The sequence below is a fragment of the Cyanobium sp. Aljojuca 7A6 genome, from assembly GCF_024346455.1.
GTDB lineage: Bacteria > Cyanobacteriota > Cyanobacteriia > PCC-6307 > Cyanobiaceae > Cyanobium.
Genome location: NZ_JAGQCY010000012.1, coordinates 22599 through 43248, shown reverse-complemented (window position 1 = coordinate 43248; position 20650 = coordinate 22599). Strand labels below are relative to the sequence as shown.

General features: G+C 69.0%; 22 protein-coding genes. 10 read left to right on the top strand and 12 right to left on the bottom strand.

Annotated elements, in window-relative coordinates; all coding sequences use genetic code 11:
- Positions 1–39 precede the first annotated feature (39 nt).
- The 3 genes from KBY95_RS11330 to KBY95_RS11320 all read right to left on the bottom strand — a co-directional run bounded on the left by KBY95_RS11330 (position 40) and on the right by KBY95_RS11320 (position 3585).
- Positions 40–894 (bottom strand): class I SAM-dependent methyltransferase, encoded by an 855-nt coding sequence (locus KBY95_RS11330; protein ID WP_254965108.1) that lies wholly within the window; start codon positions 892–894, stop codon positions 40–42.
- 601 nt (positions 895–1495) lie between these two features.
- Positions 1496–2866, bottom strand: coding sequence for a cell wall metabolism sensor histidine kinase WalK (locus tag KBY95_RS11325; RefSeq protein WP_254965107.1), 1371 nt, complete (start codon positions 2864–2866; stop codon positions 1496–1498).
- Positions 2863–3585, bottom strand: coding sequence for a response regulator (locus tag KBY95_RS11320; RefSeq protein ID WP_254965106.1), 723 nt, complete (start codon positions 3583–3585; stop codon positions 2863–2865). Before KBY95_RS11320 ends, KBY95_RS11325 begins: the two co-directional genes overlap by 4 nt.
- Before the next feature lie 177 nt (positions 3586–3762).
- On the opposite strand from KBY95_RS11320, the gene KBY95_RS11315 reads away from it, so the two are divergent.
- From KBY95_RS11315 to KBY95_RS11305, 3 genes are all read left to right on the top strand, one after another.
- Positions 3763–4626 (top strand): sterol desaturase family protein, encoded by an 864-nt coding sequence (locus tag KBY95_RS11315; RefSeq protein ID WP_254965105.1) that lies wholly within the window; start codon positions 3763–3765, stop codon positions 4624–4626.
- Entirely contained in the window at positions 4604–5041 is a 438-nt protein-coding gene (locus tag KBY95_RS11310) for a hypothetical protein (RefSeq protein WP_254965104.1), read from the top strand. Before KBY95_RS11315 ends, KBY95_RS11310 begins: the two co-directional genes overlap by 23 nt.
- Positions 5042–5302: 261 nt before the next feature.
- Positions 5303–5707 carry a hypothetical protein gene (locus KBY95_RS11305; protein WP_254965103.1) on the top strand — a complete coding sequence of 135 codons (405 nt, stop codon included), beginning with the start codon at positions 5303–5305 and terminating at the stop codon, positions 5705–5707.
- A 14-nt stretch (positions 5708–5721) separates the two neighbouring features.
- Here the strand turns inward: KBY95_RS11305 and KBY95_RS11300 are convergent, their stop codons facing one another.
- Both KBY95_RS11300 and KBY95_RS11295 read right to left on the bottom strand, forming a co-directional pair.
- The gene (locus KBY95_RS11300; protein ID WP_254965102.1) at positions 5722–6066 is read right to left on the bottom strand and encodes a type II toxin-antitoxin system PemK/MazF family toxin; all 345 of its coding nucleotides are present in this window, start codon (positions 6064–6066) and stop codon (positions 5722–5724) included.
- Positions 6063–6287, bottom strand: a complete 225-nt coding sequence (locus KBY95_RS11295) for an AbrB/MazE/SpoVT family DNA-binding domain-containing protein (protein WP_254965101.1) — start codon at positions 6285–6287, stop codon at positions 6063–6065. Before KBY95_RS11295 ends, KBY95_RS11300 begins: the two co-directional genes overlap by 4 nt.
- 347 nt (positions 6288–6634) lie before the next feature.
- On the opposite strand from KBY95_RS11295, the gene KBY95_RS11290 reads away from it, so the two are divergent.
- Together KBY95_RS11290 and KBY95_RS11285 are read left to right on the top strand one after the other, a co-directional pair.
- Positions 6635–6886 carry an AbrB/MazE/SpoVT family DNA-binding domain-containing protein gene (locus KBY95_RS11290; protein WP_254965100.1) on the top strand — a complete coding sequence of 84 codons (252 nt, stop codon included), beginning with the start codon at positions 6635–6637 and terminating at the stop codon, positions 6884–6886.
- On the top strand, positions 6883–7287 hold the full coding sequence (locus tag KBY95_RS11285; RefSeq protein WP_254965099.1) for a type II toxin-antitoxin system VapC family toxin: 405 nt from the start codon (positions 6883–6885) through the stop codon (positions 7285–7287). Before KBY95_RS11290 ends, KBY95_RS11285 begins: the two co-directional genes overlap by 4 nt.
- Positions 7288–7300: 13 nt before the next feature.
- Here the strand turns inward: KBY95_RS11285 and KBY95_RS11280 are convergent, their stop codons facing one another.
- The 7 genes from KBY95_RS11280 to KBY95_RS11250 form a co-directional block, all read right to left on the bottom strand.
- Complete coding sequence (locus KBY95_RS11280) at positions 7301–8641, bottom strand: DUF6880 family protein (RefSeq protein ID WP_254965098.1); 1341 nt, start codon at positions 8639–8641, stop codon at positions 7301–7303.
- Between the two features lie 8 nt (positions 8642–8649).
- Positions 8650–9027: a type II toxin-antitoxin system VapC family toxin gene (locus KBY95_RS11275; RefSeq protein ID WP_254965097.1), complete on the bottom strand. Its 378-nt coding sequence runs from the start codon at positions 9025–9027 to the stop codon at positions 8650–8652.
- Positions 9012–9260: a CopG family transcriptional regulator gene (locus tag KBY95_RS11270; RefSeq protein WP_254965096.1), complete on the bottom strand. Its 249-nt coding sequence runs from the start codon at positions 9258–9260 to the stop codon at positions 9012–9014. Before KBY95_RS11270 ends, KBY95_RS11275 begins: the two co-directional genes overlap by 16 nt.
- Positions 9261–9442: 182 nt before the next feature.
- Positions 9443–9862 (bottom strand): type II toxin-antitoxin system VapC family toxin, encoded by a 420-nt coding sequence (locus KBY95_RS11265; protein WP_254965095.1) that lies wholly within the window; start codon positions 9860–9862, stop codon positions 9443–9445.
- Positions 9859–10101: an AbrB/MazE/SpoVT family DNA-binding domain-containing protein gene (locus KBY95_RS11260; protein ID WP_254965094.1), complete on the bottom strand. Its 243-nt coding sequence runs from the start codon at positions 10099–10101 to the stop codon at positions 9859–9861. Before KBY95_RS11260 ends, KBY95_RS11265 begins: the two co-directional genes overlap by 4 nt.
- A gap of 51 nt (positions 10102–10152) precedes the next feature.
- Positions 10153–10467 carry a hypothetical protein gene (locus tag KBY95_RS11255; protein WP_254965093.1) on the bottom strand — a complete coding sequence of 105 codons (315 nt, stop codon included), beginning with the start codon at positions 10465–10467 and terminating at the stop codon, positions 10153–10155.
- Positions 10464–12113, bottom strand: a complete 1650-nt coding sequence (locus KBY95_RS11250) for a hypothetical protein (protein WP_254965092.1) — start codon at positions 12111–12113, stop codon at positions 10464–10466. The genes KBY95_RS11255 and KBY95_RS11250 overlap by 4 nt, the downstream gene beginning before the upstream one ends.
- A 55-nt stretch (positions 12114–12168) precedes the next feature.
- On the opposite strand from KBY95_RS11250, the gene KBY95_RS11245 reads away from it, so the two are divergent.
- The 5 genes from KBY95_RS11245 to KBY95_RS11225 are packed head-to-tail and all read left to right on the top strand — an operon-like array spanning position 12169 to position 20648.
- The gene (locus tag KBY95_RS11245) at positions 12169–15081 is read left to right on the top strand and encodes a glycosyltransferase (protein WP_254965091.1); all 2913 of its coding nucleotides are present in this window, start codon (positions 12169–12171) and stop codon (positions 15079–15081) included.
- Positions 15078–15908: a peptidylprolyl isomerase gene (locus KBY95_RS11240; RefSeq protein WP_254965090.1), complete on the top strand. Its 831-nt coding sequence runs from the start codon at positions 15078–15080 to the stop codon at positions 15906–15908. Before KBY95_RS11245 ends, KBY95_RS11240 begins: the two co-directional genes overlap by 4 nt.
- The gene (locus tag KBY95_RS11235) at positions 15905–18856 is read left to right on the top strand and encodes a peptidase domain-containing ABC transporter (protein ID WP_254965089.1); all 2952 of its coding nucleotides are present in this window, start codon (positions 15905–15907) and stop codon (positions 18854–18856) included. The genes KBY95_RS11240 and KBY95_RS11235 overlap by 4 nt, the downstream gene beginning before the upstream one ends.
- Positions 18856–20376 carry an HlyD family efflux transporter periplasmic adaptor subunit gene (locus KBY95_RS11230; RefSeq protein ID WP_254965088.1) on the top strand — a complete coding sequence of 507 codons (1521 nt, stop codon included), beginning with the start codon at positions 18856–18858 and terminating at the stop codon, positions 20374–20376. Before KBY95_RS11235 ends, KBY95_RS11230 begins: the two co-directional genes overlap by 1 nt.
- Entirely contained in the window at positions 20373–20648 is a 276-nt protein-coding gene (locus KBY95_RS11225; protein ID WP_254965087.1) for a hypothetical protein, read from the top strand. Before KBY95_RS11230 ends, KBY95_RS11225 begins: the two co-directional genes overlap by 4 nt.
- Positions 20649–20650 lie beyond the last annotated feature (2 nt).

Sequence of the window (20650 nt, the reverse complement as noted above, 5' to 3'; positions counted from 1 at the left end):
ATGGATTGGCAAGCGAGCGGATTGAAGGCGCTCAGAGTTCTATACTGCCACTGCATTAATCACCAACACCCCTGGAAGATCAGAGCCCAAAACCCCGTGCTTCCAGCTAGCAACGTGCTCGATCGTAACCACTCCGAAGGCTGCAGCATTCAACTTCTCAAGCACCTCCCACCCAGGGATCCGGAACACAAGCGAGCCCAGCTCAGGCCGAATCGGATCCCCATGCAACTCAGCTTCAGAAAACAGCAGCGGTTGGCCTCCGTGAGGATCAGACTGAGCCTTCTCGATCGACTCCCATTGCCCGAATGCCATCGGGCAGGTAGCCAGCAGCCGCCCCCCGGGCCGCAGCACCCGAGCAATTTCCCTAAAGGCTAGCTCCAAATCAGCCACGTGCTCGAAAAGCTCATTGCAGATCACCAAGTCGAAGCTGGCATCACTGAAGGTGAGGGCGCATAGATCTTGGTGGAGAATGTCAGTGAATGTCTGCTCTGCCTGCTCAAGATACTCGCTGCAAATTAATCTCTCTTCTCCCAAGTGATGCTGCAACCACAAAGCGAAGCCAGAGAGAGCCTCCACCAAGTAAATGTCCTGCTTAGCCAGTTTGTCTAGGGTTCCGTAGGCCTGCTCTAGTACGAGCAGAAGCGCCCGGTTACGACTCAACAGCCCATTGGCGATCAGTGATTCGCGGTAGTTGGTGCCCTGGACCTCAATCAACTCCGGTGGGATGTGCTCGCCAGTGAGCGGCTCCAGCATCCCCAAAGCCCGGGTTACCTCGATGCAATCGGGCAGCAGGCTCCCCTGTTGCAGAAGCGACGGAAGATCAGGCTGAAACTCCTCAAAGCTGCTGTAGCTGCGCCGCAAATCGTGCAGCGCCAAGATCCCTTCGTTGGGCATAAGCTGCGGACGGATTCCAGCTTGCACCAATACTACTCATGATTGATGGTGGAAGCCTAAGCAGGAGTCGCCACGTGCGCCACCACCATCAGCCAATGATTCTCCCCGGTGGTTCCCGCTTCACCTGGCTCTGGGCCCTGCTGATCGGCCTGTCCGTCCTTCGCGGCTCCAGCCCGCTCTGGCTGCCGCCGGGGTCGCCGCTGCATCCATCCCTGTGCCGCCTGATGCCTGGGTTGCCGGCCTGTGGGCGGTGACTCCCCCGCAGCACCTGGCCGCCAACACCATGCTCGGCTCGAAGCGGAGAGCTGAGCGCGATCCGACCCTGTCCGCCCGGCCACATCCCAGACCTGTACAGCCTGTACACAACGCCGGATCCGCCCACAGAACCCATCACCAAGGGGAACCACGGATGCGCCTCCCCTGGTACTGGCGTACTAGTCAAGCAGTCCGGACTTGGCGCCGCTACGGCCATGTCGAAGACTTTGGAGACCACGTCATCATCAATCTCGGCGACGGAACATTCGCATCCAACGTTCGAGGCGCCGATCAGAGCACTCGACAACGAGAAGCGGCTCACCCTGCCGCCCGGCCACCGTGGCCCTCAAGCCCGATCAGCCCGGAACTGCGGCAGTTCCACGGTGACCCTGGCACCGCCCCCAGGTGCGTCCGCAATCGTGAAGAGGCCATGGTGACGGGCCACCAGGTTGCTGACAATGGCGAGACCAAGCCCGGAGCCACCGGTCGTTCGCGCCCGCGAACGCTCAAGCCGAACGAACGGCTCGCGCACCCACTCACGCATCGCCGCTGGAATGCCGGGCCCGCGGTCATCAATGGTCACCACGACCCGATCAGGCGGCATCCTGGCCACCCCGATCCGCGCCTGGTGACCATGCTTCAGGGCGTTGTCGATCAGGTTGGCAAAAACCCGCCGCAGGGCGAGGCGGTTCCCCAGCACGTAGAGCCGAGGCGTCGGCCCATCCCCAACCCCGTCGAGGCTGACGCCCTGGTCCAGTCGCGCCTCCAGTTCCAGGCTCAGCAAGGCGTGGATGTCGACCAGTTCGAGCCCATCCTCCGTCGCTGTCTCGGTCCCTTGGGTGGCGAGCAGGGCATCATCCAGCAGGCGCACCATGTCGTCGAGGTCCGCGATGGCATGGTCCAGCCCCTGGGAGGTGGGTGCGTTCTCCAAACGCAGCCGTACCTTGGTGGCCAATGTCCTGACATCGTGCTGGAGACCGCCGACAAGGGCAAGGCGCGCCTGCAACAGCCGCGACAGCCGCTCCTGTTGCCGGTTGAAGGCTCCCACGAGGGCGCGGATCTCCGGCGCCGCTGACCCCACGTCCCGGATCGGTTGGGGGTCAGCGTTCAGATCAATGCTGTCGACGGCACGCGCCAGCTCTTCCAGCGGACGGATCTGACGCAACAGGAACACCAGCATGAGCGTGGCGAAGATCGTCCCCAGCAGCCCGGCGCCGAAGCCGAGGGGTAAGCCGAGATTGGTCACAGGAAACAGCTCCCGGGATCGCAGAACGAGCAGCGTGTTGCGGTCCAAGCTGGTGCTCAGAACGCGTCGTTCATCGGCGCTGCGCAGCAGCGATGGCAGGCCGTCCATCGGCCGCCCGGTTCGCCAGACATCCAGCCCGATGGAACGGTTCGGCATCGCCGCCCGGTAGGCAGCGGCAAGCTCGTTCCGTGGCCGCTCGTCCGGCGCCGCCGGACTGAGCGCGGGCCCCGGATGGGGTTCGAGCGTGACTTCGAGGGTTGGAGTCGACAGCGCCGGCAGGATCTTCGCCCGCGCCTCGTCGGAGAGCCCGTCGAGCAGATCAGCCATCGCCGCCACCTTGGCCGGCGAGGGGAGCGTTGCCTGCCCGTTGATGGGCGACCGACGCAACACATAGGCCGCGGCCATCACGGAGATCGTGAGCAGCGTGACCACCAGGGTCAGGCCGAGGCGAACGACAAGGGACGTTTTCATCCCGTCACAACCTGCACCGTTGGCGTGAACAGATAGCCATGACTTCGGATCGTGGCGATGAGCCGTTCGTTGTCGCTGGCCGCTTCGATCTTCTTCCGCAGCCGCGACACCAAGGTATCGATGGAGCGGTCAAAGGGATCCCCTCGGCGCTGATGGACCTTCTCCAGCAGCAGATCCCTCGAAAGCACGCGCTGGGGTGCCTGCACGAAGCAGACAAGCAAATCAAATTCAGCGCTGGTCAGGGCAATGTCCCGTCCTGATGCATCGGAAAGACGTCGCGCATTCACATCCACCGTGTATTGATGGAACCGGAGCACCTCCTGGGGCGGGTTGCGTCCTGCCGGCGGTCCGCCACGGCGCAACACGGATCGAATCCGGGCCACCAGTTCCCGTTTGGAGAACGGCTTCGTCACATAGTCATCGGCACCGAGTTCGAGTCCCACGATGCGATCGACTTCGGCACTTCGGGCCGTGAGCATGATCACGGGAATCGACGAGGCCGCGCGCAGCCGCCGGCAGATCGACAGGCCGTCCTCACCGGGGAGCATCAGATCGAGGATGACGAGGTCGGGTCGCTCGAGCGCGATGGCGGCGTCCATGCGTCCCGCATCGGGAACGCCCCTGGCAGCAAACCCCTCCTCGCTCAGGGCGCCGATGAGGAGCCCTCGGATATCGTCATCATCATCGACCACAAGGATCTTGGCTGGCTCTGCGCCCATTCCCAGGCTCGGCGAGGTGCACCCTCTGTAGCCGTTCGGCAGGCGTTGGTGTGGCTCATGCACAAACTGACAAGGTCTGGCCACAAATCTCCGCAAAACGCCTCCACACGGAAAAACCCCCGTCAAGTTGGCCCCTTACCTTCTTGGTTGGCCACCTCGCACCACGTGCTGAATCCCATGGTTGATCCCAGTCCGATTGCGGCCGCCCGCACTGCATTGGGGCCCCTGTTACTCGCCATCGTCGTCGGGCTCATGGCACTGGAATACACCGCCAGCCGCCTCGCCCGTGTCGACACCCATGACATCGATGAAACCGCGGCGTCCTTCGTGATCGCCTTCGGCCACCAGATCATCCGGACGATGGAGGCCGCGATCGTCTCGGTGCCCCTTTTCCTGGCCTACAACCATCGACTTTTCGACATTGATCTGGCATCGCCACTGGCCTGGATCGCGTTCTTTGTGATCGTGGAGTTTGTCTACTATTGGCATCACCGTGCCTCCCACCAGGTGCGCTGGTTGTGGGCGTCCCACGCGGTGCACCACTCCCCCACCCGGATCAATCTGACCGCTGGCATTCGGCTCGGATGGACGGCGGGATTATCCGGTCACTATCTCTTTTACGTCCCGCTGGCTCTGATTGGGTTCCACCCGATCGCCATTCTGATCGCTCTCAGCCTCAACCTCGGCTACCAGTTCTTCATCCATTCCGAGTGGCTGCCACGCCTTGGGTTCCTGGAATGGATCTTGAACAGCCCGTCCCATCACCGGCTCCACCATGCCTGCAACGAAACATGCCTCGACAAGAATTTTGGTGGCACACTGATTGTCTTCGACCGGCTCTTCGGCACCTTCACGGAGCATCCGGCCAAGGAAACGCTCCGCTACGGACTGGCCGGCCAAGCCAGAACGCTCAATCCTTTCAAGATCGTGTTTGGCGAGTGGCTGGCCATGTTCGCTGAATTCAGGGCAGCGAAGTCCGGCTGGAAACAACGGCTTTCCATCCTGTTCGGGCCCCCGGGTGCTGGACACCAGTCCGCCTAATCGTTTGCGTTCGCATCCAAAGCCATCGTTAATCGGTCTGTCGTCATCAGCGGCTGCCGCCACCCAACAGTCAACCTCAGTCAATCCCATCGGAGTTACCACCATGAACACCAAACGCTCTTTCGCCACCCGTCTTGCCTCGGCAACGGCCCTGTGGATGGCGCTGGCACTGCCGGCAACCGCCACATCCGAGCGCGCCCAGGCCCAGGCCAATTTCCTCAAGGCCGACGCCAATCAGGACAAGCAACTCGATTTCGCTGAATTCAAGGCCTTCGTCAATCTCAACGCAGACCAGGGCCTCGGCCGGGCGCCCAGGATCCGACGCTTCGGCATGTATAGCCGGGCCTTCAGCATGACCGATGAGAACGGTGATGGCGTCGTTTCGAAACAGGAAATTGAGGTCCAGGCCCAGTAGTGGTCATCACCCCCGCTGGGCCTCAGTCGCCGTTGGCCTCGCCCGGCCGGCGGAACCACACCCAGCGGGCCTCGCGTCCCAGCGCCATCGCGAAGCGTGATCCAGCCGCCATCAGGGCGGCGTGCTCCTCGGGGGTGAGCGCGAGGGAGCCTGCTCACCCTGCTGCACCGCCCAGGTTTTGACCTGGCGCATCACCTGATCGGGCCAGCCCATGACCCCACACCTGCTGTCCGAGGCTGAGGTGCAGCAGGCCCATTCGTGATGACCCGCCCCGGCACTGACCAGGGCCTGGTCCAGATCGGCGGACGCCTGGTGCAGCCAGTCAGCGGAACGGTTCATCACGCCATTGTGAAGGGGTGCACAGCGGATCGACTCAGGACACCACCAGCAACCGCAGCCCCGGCACCTGCCGAGCGGCAAGCAACAGGCGGCCTGCAGCGCATCCGGCGCGCGCAAGCTGTGTTGCCCGCGAAGGTCGGTGGCCACCAGCTCGGCCAGCGCCTGCTTGACGCCATGGACCCACGGCTCGCGGCCCTCCAGCACATCAATCAGGGCACGGTGCTGAAGCCTGCGGGCGCGATCCGCTCCTGTCCGCCCGGCCAGATCCCGGATCTGTACAGCCTGTACAGAACGCCGGATCCTTCCGCAGGACCACCACCACCATGAGGCCTTGGCAGCGCTCAGGTCGCGGTGGGCAACAGCTTGCCCAGTTGGGCCTCCACACCGGCGCGATCGGCGGGGGCCAAAGAACCCAAGCCCCCCGACACCAGCCGCTCATCAAGGGTGAACAACTTGAAGCGCACCAGGCAGGGCTGGGGCAGACCTGCAGCCTGCAGATCTGCCAGGGGCCAATCGAGGGGCCACGAGGATTGCCGCGCTGAGGTGATCATCGCCAGCAGCAGATGGCCGCAACCACGCTGGAAGTCGCTCTGGGAGAGCACCACCGCGGGCCGCAGCTTCTGGACCTGCCGATCCGTGAAAGGGAACGGCACCCGTACCACCGCGTACCTGTCGAAGGTGCTCATAGATCGCGGAACGCCTCCTCATCCTCCGAGCTGCTCCACTCGCCCAGGCTGCTCTCCAGCCCCTGCAGATAGACAAGATCCAACGGCGCCACGGCCCGCACACGCACCGAGCCGTCCTCCAACTCCCAACTGAGCTGATCGCCTTGCCGCAATCCCAGGGCCTCACGCACCGCCTTCGGCACCGTGACCTGCCCCTTGGCGGTGAGTGTGGCGACTTCCATCGATGGCATCGCTGGCAAACCAATCACTGGACTTCACCCTAGGCCGGAAGCCTCCTTGTCGTAAGGCGTCCTTACGAGCATGCGGCAAAGCTGCGGGCTGACGCTGATCCATCTCCGGGGCTTCAAGGCCATAGGGTCCTGTCCGCCCGGCCGGGCCCAGACCTGTACAGCCTGTACAGATCGCCGCATCCATCCGCCGACCCCACCCCACCGAACGCAGCCCCACCAACCGCAGCCCCGGCACCCACCTGCAGCCGACAGGCGACCTGCCTAGAGCGCTTGGTGCCATCGGCCATCGGCAGTAAGGGCAGAATGCCTTACAATTGAATGGCTGGTGGTGTGTACCCATGGCCCATCTCACCGTCACCGCCAAGGGCCAGGTCACTCTCCGCCGCGAGCTGCTGCGCCATCTCGGGGTGCAGCCGGGCCAGCAGATCGAGGTGACGACGCTTCCGGGCGGACGGATCGAGGTGCGCGCCGCCCAGCCCCCCGGCAGCATCGAGGCCTTCATCGGCCACCTCGCGGGCCGCAGCCCGAAGGTGGCCAGCCTCGAGGAGATCCAGGCGGCCGCCGCGGCCGGCTGGGCCGGGGAGCCATGAGGATCACCGCCGACACCAACGTGCTGGTACGCGCCGTGGTGGGCGACGACCCCTCCCAGTCGAAAGCGGCGATCGCGGCACTGCGCAGCGCCGAGCAGATCGCCGTGGCCCTGCCGGCCCTCTGCGAGTTCGTCTGGGTGCTGCGCCGCGTTTACGCCTTCCAGGTGGCTGAGATCGCCGCCGCGATCCGGGCCCTGATGGCCGCCGGCAACGTCAGCCTCGATCGCGCTGCCGTGGAGGTGGGTCTGTGGCAACTGGAGGCCGGCGGTGATTTCGCCGATGCGGTCATCGCCCACCAGGGTCAGTGGCTCGGTGGCGACACGTTCCTGTCCTTTGATCGGCAGGCCGTGACCCTTCTGCAGCAACAGGGCCTCGCCGCTGAGCTGCTCCACGTCCCCTAGCCCATCCGACTCCTCACGCCTCCACCAACCTCCAGAAGCCCCAGCGCCCCCCGAAGCGCTCCCGCAGCCGCGCCACGAAGGCGGCATGGTCGGGGTGGCCCTGCCAGTCGTCGAGGCGGTCGGCCAGCAGATCGCAGCTGCGCAGGTGCTCGGCGGCGTAGCGGTAGCGCTGGCTGCGGCCCAGCTCCAGCGCCCCCCACACCATCGCCCGCAGCAGCAGCGTGGCCGCCAAGGGGTGGTCGGCACTGAGTCGCTCGGCGGCGGCGCTGTGGATCGCAACAGCCTCCCCGTCCCACTCCGTGGTGTGGGCCAGCACCAGCCGGGCGGCCCGGGCCAGCGCCCCCCAGCCCACCAGGAACTCCAGCGCCAGCAGGCGGCTGGGATGCTGCTCGGCCACCCCAAAGGCGCGCTCCTCCGCCTCGCCATCCTCGAAGGCCTCCAGGCGCCGCAGGTAGTCGCGCAGATGCGGGATCGAGAGGGAGCGGCTGAACCACTGCCAGCGCAGCTCCTGGGCTTCGGCGGGGCGCTCCAGGGCCTCGAGAACGGCCAGGCGGCTGTCCAGCCAGGCGCCATCGAGCCGGCCTGGGTTGTCTGCGCTGGCGCCATCCAGGATCTCCAGGGCCTGCACCGCCCGACCGTTGGCCAGCAGCACCTGGGCCACCGCGGCGGCGATCGGGCGCCGGCGCAGATCCGCGGCGCTGAACTGGCCCAGGTAGCCCTCCACATCCCCCCGTGCCACGGCGATCTGGATCAGCAGCCGGCTGCCGCCGCGGGCGCCGCCCTCACGGCAGCAGCGCTCCAGCCGCTGCAGGCCAGCGTCGCCGAGCGCCTCCGCCAGGGCCGGCACCAGCCCATCGAACGGGCCGTGGTCGTTGTCCAGCAGCAGCTCGGCGGCGTGCTCGGCCAGGGTCTCGGGCGCCAGCTGGGCGTCCAGCGCCAGCGGTCCTAGCTGTTCAGCGGCCCGTTCAAACACGCCGCTCACCGCGCCGGTGCTGTCGGAGCAGCGCGCCAGCACCCCGGCGGAGATCTCCAGAAAGCGCAGCAGCAGCTCGCAGGCCCCCCGCGGGTCTTCGGCGGCGATCGGGCCGGTGATCGCCTGCCGCTGGGCCTCCAGATCCCTGAGCAGCGCCGGGCGCCGGGCCGAGCTCACAAACGTGCGGGCCCGATCGATCGCCGCCAGCCGCTTGCGCACCTCCTGCGCCGCGCCACTGGCCCCCTCCGCCGCCGCCAGCGCCAGGCGCAGCCGCCGCTGGATCACCGCCTGGCCACTGGACACCTCGATCAGCAGCTCCGCCAACGCCGCCGCCCCCAGGGCCTCCAGGTTGCGGGCATTGAGGCTGCGCTTGCTGGCCACGGGATGCCTCAGAGGGTGTAGGGGACAACCACACCCACCAGCTCCTCCGGAAAATCCCGGGTGTTGCGCGTGGCCAGCCGCAGCTGATGGCAACGGGCGGTGGCCAGGATGATGGCGTCCGGCACCTTCAGCCCCAGGGCGCGACGGCAGTCGACCGCTTCCCGGGCCACGGCGCCATCGAGCGGCAGGCAGTGGAACCCTCGCAACCACACCTCCACCGCCTCGCTTTCGCCAGGGCCGCAACCCACCAGCACCTCGATCCAGGTGATCACGCTGATGGAACAGCGGGGCTGGGCCTGGATCCACCGCAAGGCAACATCCTTGCCCAGCAACACATCAATGAGGATGTTGGAGTCGAGCAGCAACCCCATCAGCGCTCGTCCCACTCCTGCCGCATCCGCCGCTGCAGGGCCACCCCATCGAGGTCACGCTCGCTCCAGAGCCCGAACACCTCCCCGTGGCGTGGCCGCTCCCGCTCCAGCCAGAGGGTCAGGGCCTCCCGGAGCGCCTGGGCCCGGGAAATGCCCCGCTGGGAGCAGAGGGCATCCAGCTGATCGCGCTCGCCCTCGGGCAAATCCACGATGGTGCGCACGACATGCCCGTCATCAGATGACGTCATCGTAAGCGCCGTGGACGCCAGACCGTCCGGAGGATCCCGAGGGGAACACGCCGGGTTCGCGGGGGCCGACGACAGACCTGTACAGGCTGTACACAACGCCGCGCCCGCCGCCATTCACGCCCGGCACCAACAGCTGGTGCGCTTCTCCAATACCAAGATGCCCGCGTCGCTGTGAGGAAGCCTTACGTCAGCGCCTCTGGAGGCTCCGTCACCCTGGGCGAGATCTCCAGATCCACCACCAGGCTGGCAAAGGAACGATCGAAACTGACCATGGCTCCACAGCCCTCGCTGCGCTCCAGGTGCATGGCATCGGCAAAGTCCATGCCTTGCCGATGCCAGCCCAGAGCGCGTCGCACCAGCTCCTCCTGCTCCACATGCACCTGGCGGATGGCCATCAAGCCTTCGACCGCCTGGATCACGGCCTCCCGTGGCAGCCGATAGGCGCCTCGAAGCACCCACTCCAGCTCCAGCACCACCGTGATCGGCACAAAACAGCCGACACTCGCATCAATCAGGTCTGCCGCACGCCGGGCCTGCTCCGCATCGTCATTGGTGAGCAGCCTCACCAGAACATTCGTGTCGAGGGCGACAGGCAGGCTCATCGGGCGGCATACAAGGCCGGATCCATCTGCTGCAGCGGCACGGCTGGTCCGCGGTAGCCAAGGCAGCCGATGAGCGCATGGGCCGATGTTCCTGCGCTGGTGCCCAGTGGCGTGAGGCGCAGCCCATCCGGTTCCAGGCTCAGGGCCAGCCGATCCCCCGTCCGCAGCCCCAGCAGCTGACGCAACCTGGCCGGGATCACCAGTTGCCCCTTGGAAGACAACGTGAGCAGGGCATCCATGGGCGGCCTCCGGCGCGGAGCCTTACCAGAGTAAGCCAGGTACGCCGCCATTCACGGCCAGTCCACCAGGCGCCCCAGCGCCGCCGCCGCGGTTCCCGCGCCGGCCAGCTCCAGGGCCTGGGCCAGGCTCAGCAGCGTCGCCTGCCGCTGGCTCAGCGCAACCGCCTCCTTCGACGCCCCCAGCGCCTCGGCGTGGGCAAAGGCCAGCCCCACCTGCTGCTGCTGTTGCCGCTCCTCGGCCGAGGGCTCGATCAGCTGGCTCAGGGCCACCCCGTACCGCAACCACTCAGCCGCCTCGTGGCTCTCCAGCGGGTGGGCCGCGATCACCGCCCGCCAGTCGGTCTGCCTGCCGCTCGGGTCGCTCATCGGCCCAGCTCCGGCACCGCCTCGCCCCCCAGCCACGCCGCCAGCGACGTGGCCCCCGCCACCGCCAGCACGCCGTAGCGGCTGCCGATGGTCTGGGCCAGGGGCAGCCGGTAGGCCCCGCCCCCGGCCAGCAGCACCGTGAACGGCCTCTCCTGGTACAGCGCCTCCACCGCCGCCACCAGGGCCTCCAGGCTGTATTCGAAGCCAGCCGCGGGCCGCTGCGGATGCCGGCTCTCGGGCACCGCCAGGCAGCGCAGGCCAAACGCCCCCCCCGCAAACAGCCGGCCGGCCCGATGGGCCGCCAGCAGCACCTCGGACGCTTCGGGGGTCTCGCCCACCAGCAGCACCTCACCACCACCCAGCCGCTCCAGCAGCTCGGAGCCGCGCGGCGGCTGGCGCCGCTGGCCCGCCTGCCCCCACGGTTCCCACAGCTCCAGGGTGGCCCCGTCGCCGCTCCACACCTGGGCCTGCAGCAAGGCCTGCAGCGCCGGCCGGGCCCACTGCCGCAGGCTCTCCAGCGGCGCCTGGGTGGTGGCGTAGAAGCCGGCCTCCAGCTCGAAGCGGCGCAGCAGCTCCAGCGGGTCGGGCTCCCCAGCGGCCGCGCCCCAGAAGTCGCTGTCGTGGTGGCGGCGGCGCAGCTCGGCCAGGGCCTCCTCCAGGCTCTCGGGGGGGCCTTCGGCGTGGCGCAGCAGCTGCAGCTCCAGCGCATCCAGCTCCACCACCAGAGCGCCGGGGCGCCACTCCACCGCCGGCAGGGAGGGCGCCGGCGCCTCGTCGTCCTCCTCCAGCCACTCGGCCTCGAGCACCTCCAGGCCCTCGGCGGCAGGTCGGCCCACCGTGCCGCGGCCCTGCTGCAGCAGCTCCAGGCTGAAGCGGGCCCGCAGCAGGGCGGCATCGAAGGCCGCGCGCTGCTCCGCCGCCACCGGCAGCCGCCCCACCCGCGCCACCAGCAGGGCCAGCTCCGACTCCTCCAGGGCGCCGGCGGGGGGCACCGCTTCGATCACCTGGCCCATCGCGGCGCGGCAGGCGAGCTCCACCCACGCAGGCACGGGATCCAGCAGCTGGCCCAGGCGCAGGAACAGATCCAGGCAGGGCCCGGCGGCGGCCGCCTCCACCGGGACCCTCTGCTGCCAGGCCAGGGCGCCATGCTGCACCAGCTGCTGCTCCAGCACCGGCAACCAATCGGGCACCGCCCAGGGCTGGGCCGCCGTCGGCTCCAGGATCGCCGCCATGCGCAGGCAGAGCGCCCCGTCGCCGGCCCGCTCGGCAAGGCTGAAATCCACCGGCGCCCCGTCGCGGGGGACCAACCGCTCGTGCACCTGACCCGTCAGCTGGCCGAGCAGATCGCCGTAGCGCTGCCACAGCACCGCCGCCACCTGCGGCCGCACCGCCGCCAGCTCGATCAGGTGGTCCAGCAGGTCGTCGTGGGCGGCCAGGGCCGCCTCCAGCTGGCGCTGCTCCAGGGCCTGCCGCAGGGCCGTGGCACTGGCTTCGGTCAGTTCCGCCAGCAGGGGATCGTCGGCAGCGACGCCCGCCTCGGCCCGCAGCGCGGCGATCAGCTGGTGATACGCCGGGTAGGGCAGCGCCAGCTCCCGCAGCAACCGCAACGGCACCCGCAGCATCGGTTCACCGCCTGCCGGGTCCATGGCGGAACGAGACAAAGCGGGACAGGGGCAATAGGGTTCCGCCAACGATTCCAGCATGGCTGCGATGCTCGCCGAGCCGCCCGGCACCCTGGAACCCACCACCGCCTCCCTCGCCGAATGGCGTCGCCCCGGCCTGGTGGGCCAGCTGGAGGGTTGGAGCCCCCAGAGCGGCCTGGCCGGCTGGGCCTGCCCCTGGCCCCTGCAGCCCCAGGCCGCGCCCCTGCGCCTGCAGCTGGTGCTCGACGACCTGCTCGATCCAGGCCAGCGCCGGCTGATCGCCGAGCTGATGGCGGCCCAGGCCCGGCCTGATCTGCTGCAACTGGGCATCGAGCAACCCTGCGGCTTCCGCTTCTGGTGGGGCCCCTCCCACCCCCTGCCCGCCTATTCCCAGGGGCTGGTGCTGCGGGTGCTGGTCGAGGCCAGCGGCACCGAACTGCCCGGCAGTCCGATGCGCCTTGATGCCGACACCTACAGCCAGATCGACCAGCAGCGCCAGCACGGTCCCATCCGCGAAGGCGCCTTCACCCAGCTGCAGACCCCCCTGCTGCACGGCTGGGGCCGCGGCCCCGAGCCCCTGCTGCTGCGCCTCGACGGCAGCACCACCCTGCCGATCGCCCCCCCCGAGCCCCTGCCCCAGGGGCCCTGGCCCTTCCAGCTGCTGCTGCCCACCGCCCTCGCCGACGGCACCATCCACCACCTGCAGCTGGAAACCGGTGCCGGCCAGGTGCTGGATCAGCGCTTCGAGCTGCTGCCCTTCCACCTCACCCCCTGGGCGGCCCTGCAGCAGCACGCCCGTCCCCCCTTCCCCGACGAGCTTTCGCCCCTGGCCCGCGAGCGCTACCGCAGCCTGCGCACCTGGCTCTGCTGGGCCGATGCCCACGGCACGCCCCTGCCCGCCGACCTGCCCCTGCTGCAGCGCCTGCTCGAGCACCCCCTGCCCCGCGGCGCCTCAAACCAGGAAACCGGCCCCGACGGCGGCGCCGTGCCGCGCCAGCCCCTGCAGCTGCCGATCGCGGCCGATCCCCTGGTGTCGATCGTGATCCCGGTGCATAACCAGTACGGCGTCACCCGCCGCTGCCTGGCGGCGATCGCCTACGCCCCCACCCGTGTTCCCTTCGAGGTGCTGGTGGTCGACGACGGCTCCAGCGACGGCACGGCGGACGCCCTGGCCGCCGAGGCCCCCGGGGTGAAGGTCATCCGCCACGACTTTTCCCGCGGCTTCAACCAGGCCTGCTGCAGCGGCGCCGCCGCCGCCCGCGCCCCCTTTCTGGTGCTGCTCAACAACGACACCGAACCCTGCGCCGCCTGGCTGGAGGAGTTGCTCGATCCCTTCGACCGTTGGGGCGACATCGGCCTGGTGGGGGCCCAGCTGCTCTATCCCGACGGCCGCCTGCAGGAGGCCGGCGGCATCGTCTGGGGCAACGGCGAGCCTTGGAATTACGGCCGCGGCGGCAACCCCCACGACCCCCGCATGGCCTATGGCCGCCAGGTGGATTACGTCAGCGCCGCCGCCCTCGCCATCCGCCGCGAGCTCTGGAACCAGCTCGGCGGCTTCAGCCCCGAATTCTCCCCCGCCTACTACGAAGACACCGACCTGGCCTTCAAGGTGCGCCAGGCCGGCCACACCGTGCGCTATGCCCCCCTGGCCCGGGTGATCCACCACGAGGGCCTGAGCTGCGGCACCGACACGGGTGCCGCCACCGGCCTCAAGCGTTTCCAGGCGGTCAACGGCCCCGTCTTCCAGCAGAAATGGGCCGCGGCCTTTGAGGGCAGCCTTGAGCCCAGCCACGCCGGCGCCGAAACCATCAAGGACCGGGGCATCCTCGGCCGCGCCCTGTTCCTCGACCAGGAAACCCCCCGGCCCGATCGCGATGCCGGCAGCCACGCCGCCCTGGTGGAGATCGAACTGCTCCAGGCCCTGGGCTGGAAGGTGTCACTCCTCCCCCTCAACCTGGCCTGGCTGGCCAACTACAGCGACGCGCTGCAGCGCCGCGGCATCGAGTGCCTCCACGCCCCCTTCGTGTTGTCCCTGGAGCAGTTCCTGAGCGAACGGGGCGGCGAGTTCGACCTCATCTATCTCACCCGCCACACGGTGGCCGCCCCGGCCCGGCCCCTGATCCAGCGCCACGCCCCCCAGGCCCGCCTGCTCTTCTGCAATGCCGATCTGCACCACCTACGCCAGCTGCGGGCCGCCCGCGCCGAGGCTCTGGAGGGCGAGGCGGGCCGCCGCGCCCTCGAAGCGGTGGAGGAGGTGAAGCGCCAGGAGCTGGCGGTGATGCGCCAGGTGGATCTCACCTTCAGCTATTCCGAGGTGGAGCGGGCGGTGATCGAGGCCGAAACCCTCGGCGAGGCCGCCACCGCCGCCTGCCCCTGGGTGGTGCACGGCCCGGAGGCTCCCGCCCCCCTCGAGGGCCGCACGGGCCTCGCCTTCCTGGGCAGCTACGGCCATCCCCCCAACCGCGACGCCGTCGAGGCCTTCCTGCTGCAGGTGTGGCCCGCGCTGCAGCAGAGGCGGCCCGAACTGCGGCTGCACCTCTATGGCAGCGGCCTCGAAGCTGAACTTGCCGCCCGCTGGGCTGCCGAAGCCGGCGTGGTCGTGGAGGGCTGGGTGGCCGATCCGGCCACGGTGTATGCCCGCCATCGCGTCTTCGTGGCGCCATTGCGTTCCGGTGCGGGTCTCAAGGGCAAGGTGGTGGCCGCCGCCGCCCACGGCCTGCCCCAGGTGCTCAGCCCCCTGGCCGCCGAAGCCACCGGCCTGCGCCACGGCCAGGAGGTGCTGATCGCCCGCAACCCCGACGACTGGTGCCAGGCCGTGCTCCAGCTCACCGACGACGACGACACCTGGCGCACCATGGCCGCCGCCGCCTTCCACTACGCCCGCGCCACCTGGAGCCGGGAGCGCGGCCTGGCCCTGATGGCCGACGCGCTGACCCGCCTGCAGCTGCCCCACCGGCCGCCCTCCCCATGAGCACCGCCCGCGACACCCTGCCCGAACCCCTCTCCGGCCTGCCCGAGCCGGCGGTGGTGGAACTGCCCCCCGGCCGCCCCTGGATGGCCCTCTCCGAGCTCAACCGCCTCATCCGCCAGCAGGGCCAGGCCAGGCCCCTGGCCCGCGCCTGGGTGCTCGACCAGCTCGTCCACGCCATCCCCCTGCCCATCGAGGAGGAAAAGACCCTGATGGCCGCCTTCCTGGAGCGCCGCGGCATCCACGACGACGAGCACGTGCCCGGCTGGCTCCAGGAGCGCGGCCTGGTCTTCGACGACCTGCGCATCCTCGCCACCCAGAAGCAGCGCCTGCAGCGCCTGGTGCGCTGCCGCTGGGAGGACGAGGTGGAAGTGCGCTTCCTGCAGCGCAAGCCCGAGCTCGACCAGGTGGTCTATTCGCTGCTGCGCGTCGACAGCGAGGACCTCGCCGCCGAACTGCACCACCAGATCGCCGAGGGGGAAGCCGATTTCGACGGCCTGGCGCCACTCCATTCCGAAGGCCCCGAGCGCCACTGCCGCGGCCAGATCGGCCCCCTGCCGCTGGCCGCCGGCCACGAGAGCCTGGTCAGCCGCCTGCGCCGCGGCCGCCCCGGCCAGCTGTTCGAACCCTTCCAGGCCGGCGAGAGCTGGGTGGTGCTCAGGCTCGAACAGTTCCTGCCCGCCGAGTTGAACGAACCCACCAGGGAGCGCATGATGGGCGAACTCTTCGAGGAATGGCTCGAGCAGCGGGCGCGGCTCCTCCTCGAAGGCCAGCCGCTGCCGCCCCTCGACGCGATGCTCGCCCTGCTGCAGGAGGACGACAGCCCATGACCTCCTCCCCCGGAGCCATCAGCGGCCTGCTCAACGACTTCGCCCCCTTCGACCGCCTCCCCCCCGCCCGCCGCGACGCGATCGATTCCCTGCTGGAGCCCCTGCGCTTCCGCCTCGGCCAGACGGTCCTGCGCCCGGATGTGCTGCCCGATGGCCTGCTGCTGCTCTGCAGCGGCCAGCTGCGCAGCCTCGGCCCCAGCCCCAGCGGCCGGGGCCTGCGCACGATCGAGCGCCTCGGCCCCGGATCCCTGGCCGGCTGGGCCGGCCTGCTGCGCCGCGACCCCTGCGAACACCTGCGCGCCACCACCGAAGTGGAGGCCCTCCAGCTCCCGGCGGCCGCCTTCCGCGATCTGCTGGCCGGCCATCCCGATTTCGCCGCCTGGTTCGCCAACCAGCCCAGCGCCGCCGAGCTCCACACCCTGCTGCTGGCCCTGGCCCAGCGGGAGGCCTACGGCGAAGCCCTCCTCGACGACTGGCCCCTGCCCGCCGAGCAGGTGCGCCTGCGCAGCCTGCGCCCCGGCGCCCCGGGCGAGCTGGGCCTGCCCCCCGGCTTCCGCTGGTACGCCAGCAGCGGCCTCCCCCTGGCCGAGCCCTGGTCGGATCGGCCGCTGGTGCCCCCTGGCCCCGAGGCCCCCTGGCTGCGGCTGGTGGGCCTGGCGATCCCCCGGGAGGCGGAAGCACCGATCAGCCTCGGCCCCGAACCCCTCGCTCCCACCGTGCTGGCCGAGGAGTCCGGCGGCACCTATGCCCCCGCCCTCGAACCGCCGCCGCGCCGCGCCGGCGACCGCAGCGGCCAGCTCGCCCTGGGCCGCGCCAGCGGCAACCGCGCCGTACCGATCGCCCTCTGCCAGGCCCTGGCCGACTACTTCGGTCTGCCCCTGAACCGCGACGCCCTCGCCGATCAAGTGGACGCCATCCTGCAGCGCCAGGACCAGCTCAACCTGGTCAACATCGGTCAGATCATGGACACCCTCGGCCTGCGGGTGGTGCTCTCCCGCGTGCCCGCCAGCCGCCTGGCTCGCGTGCCCGCCCCGGCCCTGCTGTACCAGAACGGCCACTTCGGCCTGCTCGATGGTGTGGAGCCCGATGGCCGTGCCCGCCTGCTGGAGGCCGAGCTCGGCGCCCTGCTGGTGCCGGCCGAGGAGCTGATCACCCACGACGGCGGCCTGGTGGAGCTGCTGCTCTTCGATCGCAAACCGGATGCCAAGCAGCAGCGCTTCAGCTGGAGCTGGTACTTCCCCTTTCTGCGCCAGCACCGCCGCGAGCTGATCGAGGTGCTGGCGGCCTCGGTGCTGATCAACGCCCTGCGGATTGTCTTCCCCCTCGGCCTGATGGTGCTGATCCAGAGCGTGGTGGCCAGCCGCAACATCGGCGCCCTGGTCAGCATCGCCAGCGTGATGCTGCTCGCCACCTTGCTGGAGAGCATTTTCAAAACGCTGCGCAGCTTCCTGTTCACCGATCTGGCCAACCGCGTCGACCAGGACGCCAAGGCCACGATCCTCGACCAGATGGTGCGGCTGCCCCAGGGCTTCTTCGATGCCCGCCCCGTGGGCCAGATCACCTTCTACTTCTCCCAGCTCGATCGCCTGCGCGATTTCCTGCTCGGCCAGACCCTGCCCACCCTGGTGGACTTCGCCTTCAGCCTGATCTACCTGGCGATCCTCTTCGCCATCAGCCCCCTGCTGACCCTGGTGACCCTGGCCACCCTGCCCCTGATCGCCGCCGTGGGCCTGGTCAGCAATCCCCTGGTGCGCAGCCAGATCAACCGCACCATGGCCCAGGCCGTGCGGGCCTCCAGTTTCCTCAACGAAGCGATCACCGGCATCCAGACGATCAAATCCCAGAACGCCGAACTCAAGACCCGCTGGGAATTTCAGAACCGCTATTCCGCCTACATCGGCGAAGACTTCAAGCTCAAGGTGACCCGCGAAGCGATCGCCAACCTGTCCAACTTCCTCAGCAACCTCGGTCAGCTGGTGGTGATCGCCGTGGCGATCTGGCTGATCATCCAGGGCCAACTCAACATTGGCGCCCTGTTCGCCTTCAACATCCTCGCCAGTTACATCCGCCAGCCCCTGGTGCAGCTGGTGGGCACCTGGCAGGACTTCCAGTTCAACACCCAGGCCCTTCGCATGGTGGCCGACGTTGTCGACCGCGACACCGAGCAGACCGCCGAACAGGCCAGCAACATTCCCCTGCCCGCCCTGCAGGGCCGGGTGCAGTTCGTGGATGTGGGCTTCCGCTTCCGCGACCAGGGCCCCCTGGTGCTGGATGGCGTGGATCTGGAGGTCCCCGCCGGCTCTTTCGTGGGACTGGTGGGGGGCTCCGGCAGCGGCAAATCCACCCTGCTCAAGCTGCTCTCCCGCTTCTACGCCCCCCTGCGGGGCAGCGTGCTGATCGATGGCCTCGACATCGGCAAGGTGGAGCTCTATTCCCTGCGCCGCCAGATCGGCGTGGTGCCCCAGGATTCGCTCCTCTTCGACGGCACCATCCGCGAAAACCTGCTGATGGTGAAGCCCGATGCCACCGCCGCCGAGATGATCCGCGCCGCCCGCATCGCCTGCGCCCACGACTTCATCATGCAGATGCCCCAGGGCTACAACTCCAGCGTCGGCGAACGGGGTGCCGGCCTCTCCGGCGGCCAGCGCCAGCGCCTCGCCCTGGCCCGGGCCGTGCTCCAGAACCCCCGGATGCTGATCCTCGACGAGGCCACCAGCGCCCTCGACGCCAGCACCGAGCGCCAGGTGTGCATCAACCTGTTCGAGGCCTTCCGCGGCCGCACGGTCTTCTTCATCACCCACCGCCTCTCCACCGTCCAGCCCGCCGATCTGATCGTGCTGATGGACAAAGGCGCCGTGATGGAGCAGGGCAACCACCGCCAGCTGATGCAACAACGCGGCTGGTACTACGCCCTCTTCCGCAGCCAGAACCAGGAGGGTCTCAGCTGATGGCCGCCCCACCACGTTCCTCCGATCCCGCCTCCCGCCTGGTCTCCCTGCTCGACGGCTGCGTCGACTGGCTGCGCTCCCCCCGCGCCCGCCGCCGCCACCCGGTGATTCCGGTGCGCGTCGATCTGGTGGGCCAGGGCTCCCTGCCCGCCGGAGCCCCCACGGTGGAGACCCCACCCCCCGGCGACCCCAGCGATCCCTCGACCGTCAGCCACCCCTTCGGCAGTGGCCTGGCCACCACCGGCTCCGAGAACGTCCAGGAGTGGTCATTCCGGGAAACGGTGGTGCTGCGCAAGAGCCGCCGCAGCTCCAGCCTGCTGGTCTGGGCGGGGGTGGGCGGGGTGGCCGCCCTCGGCCTCTGGAGTGTCACCGCGCCGATTTCCGAAACCGTGGCCGTGCCGGGCAAGCTCGAGCCCACCAGCACCGTCAAGGACGTCGCCTCCCCTGTCCCTGGTGTGGTGGAGGAGGTGCTGGTGAAGGAAGGCCAAGCGGTGACCAAGGGCCAGCCCCTGATCCGCTTCGACCTGCGCGAACCCCGCAGCAAGCTGGCCGCCGCCGAGAGCATCCGCGAGCGGCTGCTCAACGAGAACCGCGTCGCCAAGGTGACCCTGGGCGAAGAGGCCGCCACCGCCGGCCTCACCGCCAACCAGCAGCGCCAGCTGAGCGACCGCGCCCGCGAGCTCAGCAGCCGCCTGCAGGCCGCCCGCGAGGAACTGGCCAAGAGCACCACCCGCCTGGCCGGCTACCGCGATTCCCTGCGCATCTACGCCGACATCGAACGCCGTTACCAGTCCCTGGTGCGTGATGGCGCCGTCAGCGAGGTGCAGCTGCTCGAGGCCCGCAACAGGATGCAGGACCTGCGCACCAACTTGGCCGAAGAGGAGAGCGAGATCGCCCGCCTGCGCTCCCAGCTGGTCAACACCGGTTCCGGCACCGATGTGGAGCTGCGCACCACGATCGAAGCCAACCTGCGCCAGATCAGTGATCTCGACGCCCAGATCCGCCAGGCCCGCCTCCAGATCCAGTACGGCCTGCTCACCGCCCCCGCCGATGGGCTCGTCTTCGACGTCGACGCCAGCGCCGGCAGCGTGGTCGGCGCCGCCGCCACCACGCCCCTGCTGAAGGTGGTTCCCCAGGATTCCCTGCGGGCCAAGGTGTACCTGCCCAACAAGGCCATCGGCTTCGTGCAGGTGGGCCAGAGCGCCGAGCTCTCGATCGAGACCTTCCCCGCCAGCACCTTCGGCTATCTGCCGGCCAAGGTGGAGCGCATCGGCTCCGATGCCCTCACCCCCGAGGAGCAGACCAAGGTGCTCGGCACCCAGGCGGAGGGTCTCCACTTTCCGGTCATCCTCAAGCTCGGCCGCCAGACCATCCCCCTGCCCGACGCGGGCAGCGTGCCGCTCCAGGCCGGCATGGCCCTCACCGCCGACATCAAGCTGCGCGAGCGGCGCGTGATCAGCCTGCTCACCGGCCTGTTTGAAGATCAGCGCCGCAATCTCCAGCGTCTGCGCTTCCAGTGAGCGACAGGCCCAAAGGCGACTGGTGGCGCTTCGTGCCGCCCGAGCAACGCCGCCGGCGGCGCTTCAAGGCCTGGCGCCTGCGCCTCAGGGAACGCCTGCGCCGACGGTCGGTGGGCATCACCGTGGCCTTCCTCGCCTACGGCCTGGTGCTGCTCTGGCTGGTGCTGCACCTGCCGCCGGTGGTGGCCCTGTTCGCCCTGGCCCCGATGATCCTGCTGCCCCTGCTCGGCTACCTCACCTACTGGCTGCTGTGGAAGGAGTTCCACGAATGAGG